The sequence below is a fragment of the Sinorhizobium terangae genome, assembly GCF_029714365.1.
In the GTDB taxonomy this organism is placed as follows: Bacteria; Pseudomonadota; Alphaproteobacteria; order Rhizobiales; family Rhizobiaceae; genus Sinorhizobium; species Sinorhizobium terangae.
Genome location: NZ_CP121659.1, coordinates 3,525,941 through 3,538,302, shown reverse-complemented (window position 1 = coordinate 3,538,302; position 12,362 = coordinate 3,525,941). Strand labels below are relative to the sequence as shown.

Annotated in this window: 9 protein-coding genes; 6 read left to right on the top strand and 3 right to left on the bottom strand. The window is 62.1% G+C overall.

All coding sequences use genetic code 11. The features are described 5' to 3' along the window. The first annotated feature begins 1 nt into the window (after window position 1). Together QA637_RS16670 and QA637_RS16665 are read left to right on the top strand one after the other, a co-directional pair. Window positions 2–796, top strand: a complete 795-nt coding sequence (locus QA637_RS16670; RefSeq protein ID WP_153440610.1) for a ParA family protein — start codon at window positions 2–4, stop codon at window positions 794–796. Between the two features lie 33 nt (window positions 797–829). Next, window positions 830–1,720, top strand: a complete 891-nt coding sequence (locus tag QA637_RS16665) for a ParB/RepB/Spo0J family partition protein (RefSeq protein ID WP_153440611.1) — start codon at window positions 830–832, stop codon at window positions 1,718–1,720. Between the two features lie 537 nt (window positions 1,721–2,257). On the opposite strand, the gene holA is transcribed toward QA637_RS16665, so the two are convergent. Genes holA through leuS form a run of 3 tightly spaced genes read right to left on the bottom strand, consistent with a single transcriptional unit; the run spans window position 2,258 to window position 6,467 of the window. Next, on the bottom strand, window positions 2,258–3,292 hold the full coding sequence (gene holA / locus QA637_RS16660) for a DNA polymerase III subunit delta (protein WP_153440612.1): 1,035 nt from the start codon (window positions 3,290–3,292) through the stop codon (window positions 2,258–2,260). A gap of 12 nt (window positions 3,293–3,304) precedes the next feature. Next, window positions 3,305–3,850, bottom strand: a complete 546-nt coding sequence (locus QA637_RS16655) for an LPS assembly lipoprotein LptE (RefSeq protein ID WP_153440613.1) — start codon at window positions 3,848–3,850, stop codon at window positions 3,305–3,307. Beyond that, window positions 3,837–6,467, bottom strand: coding sequence for a leucine--tRNA ligase (gene leuS / locus QA637_RS16650; RefSeq protein WP_153440614.1), 2,631 nt, complete (start codon window positions 6,465–6,467; stop codon window positions 3,837–3,839). Before leuS ends, QA637_RS16655 begins: the two co-directional genes overlap by 14 nt. Window positions 6,468–6,673: 206 nt before the next feature. Here leuS and QA637_RS16645 point away from each other — a divergent pair, with 206 nt between their 5' ends. The 4 genes from QA637_RS16645 to QA637_RS16630 all read left to right on the top strand — a co-directional run bounded on the left by QA637_RS16645 (window position 6,674) and on the right by QA637_RS16630 (window position 12,197). Continuing rightward, window positions 6,674–7,333 carry a YggS family pyridoxal phosphate-dependent enzyme gene (locus QA637_RS16645; RefSeq protein ID WP_283062385.1) on the top strand — a complete coding sequence of 220 codons (660 nt, stop codon included), beginning with the start codon at window positions 6,674–6,676 and terminating at the stop codon, window positions 7,331–7,333. Between the two features lie 404 nt (window positions 7,334–7,737). Then, complete coding sequence (locus QA637_RS16640) at window positions 7,738–8,547, top strand: right-handed parallel beta-helix repeat-containing protein (RefSeq protein WP_234886955.1); 810 nt, start codon at window positions 7,738–7,740, stop codon at window positions 8,545–8,547. 108 nt (window positions 8,548–8,655) lie between these two features. Then, window positions 8,656–10,089: a hypothetical protein gene (locus tag QA637_RS16635; RefSeq protein ID WP_283062383.1), complete on the top strand. Its 1,434-nt coding sequence runs from the start codon at window positions 8,656–8,658 to the stop codon at window positions 10,087–10,089. A 200-nt stretch (window positions 10,090–10,289) separates the two neighbouring features. Next, complete coding sequence (locus tag QA637_RS16630) at window positions 10,290–12,197, top strand: AMP-binding protein (protein WP_153440616.1); 1,908 nt, start codon at window positions 10,290–10,292, stop codon at window positions 12,195–12,197. Window positions 12,198–12,362 lie beyond the last annotated feature (165 nt).

Below are 12,362 nucleotides of genomic sequence, written 5' to 3'. Positions count from 1 at the left end.
CATGTTTGGCCTCAGAAATCGGATTATCACCATTGCTAATCAGAAGGGCGGGGTCGGAAAAACGACGACCGCAATCAATCTCGCGACCGCTCTCGCCGCAATTGGCGAGAAAGTTCTGATTGTCGATCTCGATCCGCAGGGGAATGCCAGCACGGGTCTCGGGATTCAGCGTCGTGACCGGCATCTTTCCTCCTATGAACTGATGATCGGAAGCCATTCGATCGGCGATATCGCGCAAAGCACGGCGGTCCCGAATCTCTCGATCGTGCCTTCGACCATGGATCTGCTCGGTATCGAGATGGAAATCGCCCGGGAATCCGACCGGGTCTTTCGCCTCCGAAAGGCGCTCGCAGCTCACGAGGCCCTCGCCTATTCCTATGTTCTGGTCGATTGCCCGCCGTCCTTCAATCTGCTGACGATGAATGCGATGGCCGCCGCGCATTCCGTGCTCGTGCCACTACAGTGCGAATTCTTTGCGCTGGAAGGCCTCAGCCAGTTGCTCGAAACCGTCGACCAAGTGCGGCGGACGGTCAATCCGAGCCTGGACATCCAGGGGATCGTCCTGACAATGTTCGATTCCCGCAACAATCTGGCGCAGCAGGTCGTGAGCGATGTTCGCACCCATCTCGGGGACAAGGTCTATCACACCCTGATTCCGCGGAATGTCCGGGTTTCGGAGGCACCCTCCTATGGCAAGCCGGCGATTCTCTACGATTTGAAATGCGCCGGCAGCCAGGCGTATCTGCAATTGGCGTCCGAAGTGATCCAGCGCGAACGGCAACGCAAGGCTGCATAATCGTTTCGGAATCGTAATAAGATTGGATGACAGATGAACGACGACAGCTCCAAAAGGCGTCTGGGCCGCGGTCTTGCGGCGTTGATCGGCGAAATGGATCAGCCGTTGCAGGGCGGCGCCGCGCCCCAGACGCCCTTCAATCCGGATCGGCGCGTGCCGATCGAGTTTGTTTCGCGCAATCCCCGCAACCCGCGCCGCCAGTTTGACGAAGCGGAACTGCAGGATCTCGCGAGTTCGATCCGCCAGCATGGCATCGTGCAACCGGTCGTCGTGCGCACCGTCGGTCACGATCGTTACGAGATCATTGCCGGCGAGCGACGTTGGCGGGCAGCCCAACTTGCCGGTTTTACCGAAATCCCCGTGATCGTGCGGGACGTGGACGACCGCACCGCGCTGGAGATCGCGATCGTCGAGAACGTCCAGCGATCCGACCTCAACCCGCTCGAAGAGGCGCTGGGGTATGAGCAGCTGATTGCCGAACACGGCTATACGCAAAATGACCTCGGCGACATCATCGGCAAGAGCCGCAGCCATGTGGCCAACAGCCTGCGACTGCTGAAGCTGCCTGAGCCGGTACGCGACATGCTGTCGGACGGCAGCCTGTCGGCCGGCCATGCTCGGGCACTGATCCCGACCTCGGATCCGGTGGCCCTGGCGCGCAATATCGTCGCGAAGGGGCTTTCGGTGCGGGAGGCGGAGCGCATAGCCCAGAACGACATCCGGGCGCAGAACGACCCCAATTTCGCCAAGGCGCCGCGCCGCGAGGAAAAGGATGCCGATACGCTGGCTCTCGAGCGCACGCTTTCGGACAGCCTCGGATTGGAAGTGACTGTCAGCCACAAGGCCTCCGGCGGGCACCTGCGCATCGCTTACAAGACCCTGGACCAGCTCGAAGAGATCTGCCGGCTGCTTGAGCGGCGGTAACGTGCGAACCACACCGCGCGTCCAATCGGACGCGTGTGTCACGGTAGCACGTTGAATTGCTGCGTGGTTTTGTCCTTAAACGATTCCGCTTTAGGAATCATGAAGCAGCAGCATAACCCTTTGATGGATCAATGTTTTTCCGGCGTCGCGCTAGCACCAGGAAGGCGCGGCGCCGCCTGTTACTGGGCAACGCTGGGCCTGTGGACGCGGACGGACGCGAAGTGGCATTTCCGCAAGGCTGACAAAGCGCGCCGTGCGCCCCGCCGCGTCGCGACCAACCGATCAGGCGTTCAATAAAGTTTGAATCGGCAGCGCTATTTTACAGCGCCCTTTACAGCGCCGTGCGTCCTTTACAGCGCCGCGCGTCCAATCGGACGCGCTAAGCTCGCTGTAACAATTTGAATGGCTGCATGATTTTGTCCTTAAATCGATTCCGATTTAAGGAAGCATGCAGCAGGACGCACAAAACACGCTGTAACTCTTTGATTCCACGCATCGTGCTTTCCGAAAATCGAGTCCGATTTTCGGGCCGATGCGCTAGCGCCGCGCAGATTGAACGGTTATCGCCAGGAGGTTTTGCAGCACGAGACTATCTTCCAGGCTCGGCCGTGTGCGGCTTTGGTAGATCGTCGCCTGCAGCCGGCTCATTTCCCGTCGGATTGCCGGTCCGGTCCAGTGCCGGAGTGCTGCTTCGACAATCGGTTTGCGCCGAAAATGCAGGCCTCGCCCGAGGCTCGCGATCACCTGGCTCGATGATTGGCGACTGGCGTCCATTTCAGCGCGCATGGCGTCCAATTGCTGAAACTGTCGCAAGCAAGCCTGCAGCACGAGAAACGGCGGCGTCTTCGATGTCGTGATCTTCCTCATGGCATGGAGCAGCGCGTCCACGTCGCCCTTCAGCACCGCATCGACCGCATCGTCGACGGAAATCGCGCTGGCATCGCCGACGATATCGAGCACATCGCCCTCGTCGACCATCTCCTTGCCGCGGCAGTAGAGCGCCAGTTTTCTAACCTCATTGCGCGAGGCAAGGCGATCGCCGCCAAGCGATTCGAGCAGGCGCTCGCGCGCGGCCGGGCTCAGTCGAAGCCCCGCTTCGGCGAGTTCCTGATCGATCAGCGCGTGCAGGCTGCGGGTATCGTCGCTGTAGCAGGCGATGGAGGCGATGGAACGGGCCGATTCGCCTGCCTTTCGAAGGGCAGCTCCCTTCTTGAGGTCGCCAGCCTCTATGATGAGATAGCTGCCCGTCGGCGGCTCGCCGGCGAGGATCTGCAGCGCTTCGGAAAGTGCCTTCTCGGTGGAGGCGCCGCGGATCCAGACGAGCTTCTCGCCGCCAAAAAGGCCAATGGCATTGACCTCGTCAAGCAATCGTCCGGGATCCTGCTGAATGTCGCTGGCGTCGAGCTTGACGACGGCAAATGGGTCATCGAGCGGGATGCCGAATTTTGAAGCAAGCAGTGCGGCGCGTTCGGAAACGAGACCGCGATCGGGGCCGTAGAGCAGGAAAAGCCGGTAACTTCCAGCCGCCTTCTGCAGAAAGCCGTCGAACTCATGCGACTTGATCTCGCTCATCCGAACCCCGGATCAGCGGCCGAGGGCCGCTGCGATGTCGGCGCCGATGATCTCCGCCAGTTCCTTTGCCGCGCGGTTCTCACCGTCGCGAATGGCGCGAACCTTGGCGAATTCCTGTTGGGGGAAGTCGACCAGTGCGACGGCCGATCTGTTGCCCGCCCTCACCGTTTCGCCGGTGGCGGTCCTGGTCAGGTTGTAGTCCGCCTTCACGACGATGCGGCCGGCTCCCGCGTCGTCGTCATCATCGTCATTGTCCGTCGTGTCGAACAACACACCCACCGTCCGGTGCGACACGTTGAGTGCGAGATGGTACTGCGGGTTGACCGGCTCGCCCGCCCCGCGCGCGGTGAGGAAGACGAGGGCGTTGCGCACCTCCTGCTCGACACGATTATCGGCCTCCGAAATCTCGATCGAGGCGAGTGCCACCGATGTCGAGCCGGTGGGGCCGTCGGAGTAAAGCGGCCTCACCTGGCAACCCGCCAAAGCGGTCAGCAGCAGGCTGCCCGCCACTATCGGAAACGACCGGAGGCGAAAGGCAGCTTTATCAGACAACGACATTGACGATCCTCTGCGGCACGACGATGATCTTTTTCGGGTTGCTGCCGCCGAGCGCCGCCTTGACGGCGTCGAGAGCGAGCACGGCGCTTTCGATCGCACTCTGATCTGCGTCGCGCGCAATTGTCAAATCGGCGCGCTTCTTGCCGTTGATCTGGACCGGCAGGGTGATCTCGTTTTCGACGACAAGGACCGGATCGAAGCTCGGCCAGCCGCGCTCGGCGATCAGGCCATCGCCGCCGATTTCCCGCCAGCATTCTTCCGCGAGGTGCGGCATCATCGGTGCAATCAGATTGATCAGGATCGCAACGGCGTCCTTGACCGCCGCGGTGACGACCGGATCGCTCTTGCCGTCGGCCACCTGGGTCAGCGGAGCGGCCAGAACGTTGACGAGTTCGTAGATCCGCGCGACCGCCTTGTTGAAGGCGAGCTTGTCGTAGTCGGCTTCGACGGCGCGCAGCGTCCGGTGCGCGGCCTGGGAGATGGCCAGGCCATCGCCTTCCTTCGCCGGCGAAGCGTTGCTCGCGCGCAGGGCTTCCGCTGCCTCGGCGATGAGCCTCCAGACGCGCTGGACGAAACGATGAGCACCCTCGACGCCCGCTTCGGACCAGATCACGTCGCGGTCCGGCGGCGAATCGGAGAGAACGAAGAAGCGGGCGGTGTCGGCGCCGTAGGAGCCGATGATGTCGTCCGGATCGACGACATTTTTCTTCGACTTCGACATCTTCTCGATCGAGCCGATGGCGATCTCCTCGCCGGTCTCGATCAGAAGTGCGCGCCGCTCACCGTCGATTTCCTCGACGCGGACCTCGGCCGGCGTGATCCATTCGCGCTGCGCACCCTCGCCGCGGCTGTAGGTTTCGTGCACCACCATGCCCTGGGTGAACAGGCCCTTGAATGGCTCGTCCAGCGCCACATGGCCGGTCGCCTTCATTGCGCGGGTGAAGAAGCGGGAATAGAGCAGGTGCAGGATCGCGTGCTCGATGCCGCCGATATATTGGTCGACTGGAAGCCAGTGGTTGGCGACCTTCGGGTCGGTCGGATTGTCCTCCCAGGGCGCGGTAAAGCGCGCGAAGTACCAGGAGGAATCGACGAACGTGTCCATCGTGTCGGTTTCGCGCCGGGCGTCCTTGCCGCACTGCGGACACGCTACATGCCGCCAGGTCGGATGCCGGTCGAGCGGATTGCCGGGCTTGTCGAAGGTCACGTCCGGCGGCAGCGTCACGGGCAGGTCCGCCTTTGGCACCGGCACCACGCCGCAGTCGCCGCAATGGATAACCGGGATCGGGCAGCCCCAATAACGCTGGCGCGAGATGCCCCAGTCGCGGAGGCGGAAGTTGACCTTCCGCTCCGCGCGCGGCGTGGCGCCCAGCATTTCCTTCTCGAGCCGCGAGGCGACCGTCTCGAAGGCTTCCTCGGTCGAAAGACCGTCGAGGAAGCGCGAATTGATCATCACCCCGTCGCCGACATAGGCTTCGTTCTCGATCGTGAAGCTTGCCGCGTCGGCTTCCTTCGGCATCACTACGGGGACGACCGGCAGGCCGTATTTGCGGGCGAAGTCCAGGTCGCGCTGGTCGCCGGAAGGGCAGCCGAAGATGGCGCCGGTGCCATAATCCATCAGCACGAAATTGGCGACATAGACCGGCAGCTCCCAGGTCGAATCGAGCGGGTGTTTGGCGCGAATGCCGGTGTCGATGCCCTTCTTCTCGGCCGTTTCGAGCGCTGCGAGCGAGGTGCCGGCGCGCCGGCATTCCTCGCAGAAGGCTTCGATTTCAGCATTCTTGGCCGCGGCTTCCTTGGCGAGCGGATGGTCCGCCGAAATCGCCAGGAACGAGGCGCCGAAGAGCGTGTCGGGGCGTGTCGTATAGACGGTCAGTTCCGTCGTGCCGTCCGGAACGGTCGAAGCATCGAGCTCCCATCGCACCAGCAGGCCCTCGGAGCGGCCGATCCAGTTCTTCTGCATCAGCCGGACCTTTTCCGGCCACTGGTCGAGCCTGTCGAGCGCGTCGAGCAGGTCCTGGCTGAAATCGGTGATCCGGAAGAACCACTGGGTCAGCTCGCGCTGCTCCACCAAAGCGCCGGAACGCCAGCCGCGGCCGTCGATCACCTGCTCGTTGGCGAGCACGGTGTTGTCGACCGGGTCCCAATTGACCTTCGATTGCTTGCGGTAGACGAGACCCTTCTCGAGGAAATCGAGGAAGAGATGCTGTTGACGCTGGTAATAGGCCGGGTCGCAGGTGGCGAACTCCCGGTTCCAGTCGAGCGACAGGCCCATCACCTTCAGTTGCGCCTTCATCGAGGCGATGTTCTGATAGGTCCAGCTCGCCGGATGCACGCCGCGTTCCATGGCGGCGTTTTCCGCCGGCATGCCGAACGCATCCCAGCCCATCGGATGCAGCACGTTGAAGCCGCGGGCGCGCTTGTAGCGGGCAACGACGTCGCCCATGGTGTAGTTGCGCACGTGCCCCATGTGGATGCGGCCCGAGGGATAGGGGAACATCTCGAGCACGTAGTATTTTTCGCGCGGATCGTCGTTGCTGGTCTCGAAGACCTTGCCCGCTTCCCATTCCTGCTGCCAGCGCGGTTCGGCATCGCGCGGATTATATCGTTCGGTGGCCATGTCTTTTTCGATGTTCCGGAAATTCTGGGGGGCGCCCAGGCACCCTCATGATAGCTGGCGTGACCTTCATCACGAAACCGCCTGAGCGTCAAGTTTTGAAGGGGTTGGCAGAGCACTTTGGCCATGTTTAGGCCTTGGCAAGCATCGCAAGTTTCACTAAGCCGCAGAGCAGGTTTATCGTGATCTTCGGACGTGGGAGCACAAGGATGGAAGTGCAGGAGCGGTTGAACGATGTCGTGAGCCGGATTCGCGCCAGCGAACAAGCGGCAAAACGCGCCGAAAATGCCGTCACCCTTGTTGCCGTTTCGAAAACCTTCGATGCTGACGCGATCCGTCCGGCCATTGCTGCCGGCCAGCGTGTGTTCGGCGAAAATCGCGTCCAGGAGGCAGAGCGCAAATGGCCAGCGCTCCGTCTTGAGACGCCGGATGTCGAACTGCATCTGATCGGGCCGCTGCAGTCGAACAAGGTGGCCGACGCCGTCGCCCTCTTCGATGTCATCGAGACGATCGATCGCGAGAAGATTGCCCGGGCGGTCTCCGCCGAGATGAAGCGGCAGGGCCGCATCCTTCGCCTCTATGTCCAGGTCAACACCGGTCTGGAACCGCAGAAGGCCGGCGTCGCGCCGGAAGATACTGCCGCTTTCGTCGAACTCTGCCGCGGCGAGCTGGCAATGAGGATCGAGGGCCTGATGTGCATTCCTCCGGTCGACGAGAACCCCGGCCCGCATTTCGCGCTGCTTCAAAAGCTTGCCGGCGAATGCGGTCTCGACAAGCTCTCGATGGGCATGTCCGGCGATTTCGAAACGGCAATCGCCTTCGGCGCCACCAGCGTCCGGGTAGGCTCGGCGATCTTCGGGGCGCGCTGAGGCTGCCTGCCGGCGGCCCATCCTATCTGCCTGGGATACACTCTACGTAGGTAGATCCTTCATCCAATCGGCATACTTGCGCTTACAGCCGGGCCTGCGACTATCTTGCATGACACGAACGGATCTGGCGGCGACCGGAGGCCGCGGGAGGTCAACGTACGCTCGCGGCGCCCCTATGCGGAGTAGACCGGTTGAAAGGCAGCTTTTCTTGCAAGATTCCGAATTTACAGCGCGCCGGGCAGACCGTCTCCGCGGCCGCTGTTCTGTTCCTAGCAGGCGGTTCCATTTCTACCAGTAGCCAGACGGCGGACACACTTCCGGCGCCCGACCGCACGAATTGCGCTGCGGCGCCATCGCTCTGTGGCTTGCCCGATGCGACAAATACGGGCCCTTCGCCAGGTACTATGCTCAGACGTGTTCCGGAGGATCTCACTTCCGGTGCAGGTTGGGTCTGGGAGCCTGATTTCGGAAGGCTGCGTGCTGTCGACGCTGGCGCCACGATCGCCGCGGTGGAAGTTCACGGACCCGTTGTCATCGATGCCCCGGACGTCACGCTGCGCGACAGCAAGGTTCTCGCCTGCAAGGCGGATGCGATTGTCGCGATCCGGGCCGGACGCCCTGAGGACGGATACCGCGCCGATCGAGCGCGCGTGGAAAACAATCTTCTCGGATGCAGCGGTCTTCCTGAGGAACGAGCCGACCGGGGTATCAGCGACGTCTATGGCAGTGCCAAGGGGCTCGTCATTCGACGAAACAACATCTGGAACGTGTCGAATGGCATCACCGTCGAGAACGACGCATTGGTGCAGGGCAATTTCATTCACGATCTTGGCCATCGTCCCGGCGACCACCACTCCGGGCTCTCGACGCATGGAGGTGCATCGAACGTGGTGTTCGATATGAATACCGTACTTCTTTCGCAGGAGGCCGTATCGGCACCGATCGTCGTCTATTCCGATTTCGCGTCCGCCAGGAACGTTTCGGTCTCGCGCAATCTGCTCTCCGGCGGGTCCTATTGTTTCTATGGCGGAGATACTGGCGCATTCGCACCCGCCGAAGGGCACATTCGTTTTGTCAGCAATCGTCTGTCCCTTGTGTACGGAAGGGAGGGGCATTGCGGCATTTATGGCGAAATGACCGCCTTCTCGCCGGATCACCCGGGTGAATTCGGGAATAACGTCTGGGACCACGATCTGCGTTCCCCTTTTCCTTGACCGAAAGGCCTGGCACGCATGCCGATGAAGAAGCGACGGAAGGATGATGTGTGGTTGCCCTCAGACTTCAAAGGGCAGTTTCGAGTCACGCGCGACGATCGCCCCCCCTTGCCGATCGCGGTCCGGCACGAACTGACCAGTATTCGCGTCGATGCGTTCGAGGAACTGGAGGTGGTCGCGGTCCTCGATCGGACGGATTGCTGCGTCGGTTTCCTTCTCGGGATGGCAATCGATCCCGAAACGCAACAGATCGTCACGGGAACGCATAAGCTCGATGCCGAATTCGATCGGGCCCGCGATCTCGATCTACTGATCGAGGATCATATCTATCGCCTGGCGGGCAGCTTCTTATTCGTTCTCGATGCCTGTGACGTCCGCCGTATCTATCTCGATGCCAATGGCAGCAAATCCCTTGTCTACGAGCCGCGGTCGGGCGTTGCTGCCGCCACCACCCCTTTGCTTCTCACGGCAGCCGAATATGACGAGCGGTTTGACCTCGATCTTTATCGCGGACTTCTCCTCGATCAACATGGGTGGTTTCCCGCAGGAATGACCGCCCATCGCGGCGTTCGTCGCCTAATGTGCAACCACTATCTCGATCTCGATACGATGGCGCCGATACGGCACTGGCCGCGTGGCGAGATCGAGGAAGTCGCGGATGTCGATGCGGCCATCGCCACGATTATCGACGAGACGCGGCGCATCATCCAGCCTCTGCAGGCGTCAGGGCGCGCAAGCATGGCGTTGACGTCTGGCAACGAAACGCGGCTGATGCTCGCTTGCTGCAGAGCATTTCACGGGGAAATTGATTTCGTCACCGTCGATGCTCCCGGCGCCAAGCTGGATGTCACACGCGCCAGCGAGCTGGCCAAACGGTTCAAGCTGAGACATCGGCTGCTGCCGTACAGGCAAGCTGACGATCGGGGGGCGCGTGCCTGGCAGATGCGCGTCGGCCACTGTGTCACAGGCTCGAACATGACGATGCATCCGAGCGTGGAATCCCTCAACGGGCGGATCTTCCTCGGCGGCCTGGGGGGCGAGATCGGCCGTGGGTTCCTGTGGCTGGATTCGCAAGAGGACACAGGTATCGACGAGACGGGAATCGTCTCGCGCCTGAAACTGCCGCAGCATCCGCGGCTGCTTGCAGAGGTTCGGGAGTGGCTCGAGCCCTTGCAGCATCACCGTAGCCTTTTCCTGCTCGACCTTGCCTATATGGAACTGCGCATGAGCTGCTGGGCCTTTTGCCAGTCCTACGCGATGCCCTCGCAGGCCGAGGTAAATCCGCTGATATGCCGGAAGATCTATGCGGCGATGCTATCGCTTCCGCCTTCGGTCCGGCGCAATAACGGCATGATCTTTCGCGCCATTCAGCAGACCTGGCCGGAATTACTGGCGCTGCCGATCAATAGGTACGGCGATTGGCGCGACCGTGCGAGGATTGCCGGTGAGGCAATCTCCGATCCCCGCCGCGCGATACGAAAGATCAGGCAAGTCGGTGCCGTTCGACTGGGCGCACTGTTCAGCGGGCGCGGCTCGCGTTGACGAGCCTCCGCAGCCGTTCGACGGGACGATCTCATCAACGGGTGAAAAGATAGCGGAACGGGTGCGCCGGTTGGGACGCGCGGCGCTGTAGGAAACCGTCTTACCCTTTCGTCGGGGTTCTCGTTTGCCCTCGTTAGCCTATTTTCTCTGATCGAGGAGCCGGGCTTTGTCCGGGAAAGGTCAGTGGGAGGAGAACGGATATGGCGAGCCGCTATTCCGAAGTGTATGCCGCGTGGAAGGCCGATCCGCAAGGGTTTTGGGCCGATGCAGCCGTATCGATCGACTGGTTCCAGCCACCCGAGCGCATTTTCGAGCCTGAACTCGGAACCTATGGGCACTGGTTTCCCGATGGCGTGACGAACACCTGCTACAACTGTCTCGACCGACACGTGGAAGGCGGCCGGGCGGCGCAGCCCGCCTTCATCTATGACAGCCCCGTCACGGGCCGGACCGAAAAGATCTCCTATGCCGATTTGCTCGCCGACGTGAAGGCGATGGCGGCAGTCTACCGCAATCTCGGGATCGGCAAGGGCGACCGGATCATCATCTATATGCCGATGATCCCTCAGGCGGCAGTGGCAATGCTCGCCGCCGCGCGCATCGGCGCGGTGCATTCGGTCGTCTTTGGCGGTTTTGCCGCAAACGAGCTGGCCGTGCGCATCGACGATTGCCAGGCGAAGCTGGTCGTCTCCGCGAGCTGCGGTCTCGAACCCGGACGCACGGTCGCCTACAAGCCGCTTCTCGATGCGGCCATCGAGATCGCCGCCAACAAGCCGGCCTATTGCCTGATCTTTCAGCGCGAGATGCTGGCCGCCGACATGGTTCCGGGTCGGGACATCGACTTTGCCGAGGCGCTCGCAGCGGCGAAGGAGGCCGGCGAAGAGGTGCCCTGCACCCCGGTCGCGTCGACCGATCCGCTTTACGTGCTCTATACCTCCGGCACCACCGGCCAGCCTAAGGGAGTCGTACGCGACAATGGCGGCCACATGGTCGCGTTGAAATGGTCGATGGAGCATTTCTTCGGCGTGCGGCCCGGCGAGGTCTTCTGGGCTGCGTCCGACATCGGTTGGGTGGTCGGGCATTCTTACATCGTCTACGGACCGCTTCTCAACGGCAACACCTCCGTCCTCTTCGAAGGCAAGCCGGTCGGCACGCCAGATCCCGGCACCTATTGGCGTATCATCGCCGAGCACGGCGTCGCGGTCATGTTCACGGCGCCGACGGCCTTGCGCGCGATCCGCAAGGAGGATCCAGAAGCCGCTCATGTGTTCCGCTACGACCTCTCGCGTTTCCGGGCGCTTTATCTTGCGGGCGAGCGGGCGGATCCAGACACGATCCAATGGGCCGAGCGGGCGCTTGGCGTTCCGGTCATCGATCACTGGTGGCAGACGGAAACCGGCTGGCCGGTTGCCGGCAATCCGTTGGGCCTAGGGCTGCTGCCGGTGAAATACGGCTCCCCGGCCGTTCCCCTGCCCGGCTACGACGTTCAGGTGCTCGATGATGCCGGGCACCCCGTGGGGCCGGGCACGCTGGGCAATGTCGTGGTCAAGCTACCGCTCCCACCCGGCTGCCTGCCGACGCTGTGGAACGCCGACGACCGCTTCCACGCGGCCTATCTCGACGAATATCCCGGCTTCTACAAGACGGCGGACGCCGGCTATGTCGATGACGAAGGCTACATTTTCATCATGGCGCGCACCGACGACATCATCAACGTTGCCGGCCATCGGCTGTCGACCGGAGCGATGGAGGAGGTCTGCGCCAGCCACCCGGACGTGGCGGAATGCGCGGTGATCGGCATCGCCGATTCGCTCAAGGGTCAGGTTCCGGCCGGCTTCCTGGTGATCAATTCCAATGTTTCCCGTGAAACGTCGGAAATCGAAAGGGAAGTCGTCTCGCTCGTGCGCGAGCGGATCGGACCCGTTGCCGCGTTCAGGACGGCGATCTGCGTCAAGCGTTTGCCGAAGACGCGTTCCGGCAAGATCCTGCGGGCGACGATCCAGAAGATTGCCGACCGCCAGCCCTGGAAGATGCCGGCGACGATCGATGATCCGGCGATCCTCGACGAGATCACCGAAGCGCTGCACGCGAAAGGCATCGGCATATAAAGTTTTGGATTCAAAGCTTTATCGCTGGGGTTGCGCATTTGCCCCTCATCTGGCTGCCGCCACCTTCTCCCCGCAAGCGGGGCGAAGGGAAATGACGCGGGGCAAATCGCGCGGCCGCACCTTCAATTAATGCGACTGCCAACAAAAAACCCGGACAGCAGGTCC

What these genes read in the sequence shown, in the direction of transcription:
- QA637_RS16670 (WP_153440610.1), top strand. Translation starts at nt 2, where the DNA reads ATGTTTGGCCTCAGAAATCGGATTATCACCATTGCTAATCAGAAGGGC.
- QA637_RS16665 (WP_153440611.1), top strand. Translation starts at nt 830, where the DNA reads ATGAACGACGACAGCTCCAAAAGGCGTCTGGGCCGCGGTCTTGCGGCG.
- holA (WP_153440612.1), bottom strand. Translation starts at nt 3,292, where the DNA reads ATGAGCGAGATCAAGTCGCATGAGTTCGACGGCTTTCTGCAGAAGGCG.
- QA637_RS16655 (WP_153440613.1), bottom strand. Translation starts at nt 3,850, where the DNA reads ATGTCGTTGTCTGATAAAGCTGCCTTTCGCCTCCGGTCGTTTCCGATA.
- leuS (WP_153440614.1), bottom strand. Translation starts at nt 6,467, where the DNA reads ATGGCCACCGAACGATATAATCCGCGCGATGCCGAACCGCGCTGGCAG.
- QA637_RS16645 (WP_283062385.1), top strand. Translation starts at nt 6,674, where the DNA reads ATGGAAGTGCAGGAGCGGTTGAACGATGTCGTGAGCCGGATTCGCGCC.
- QA637_RS16640 (WP_234886955.1), top strand. Translation starts at nt 7,738, where the DNA reads ATGCTCAGACGTGTTCCGGAGGATCTCACTTCCGGTGCAGGTTGGGTC.
- QA637_RS16630 (WP_153440616.1), top strand. Translation starts at nt 10,290, where the DNA reads ATGGCGAGCCGCTATTCCGAAGTGTATGCCGCGTGGAAGGCCGATCCG.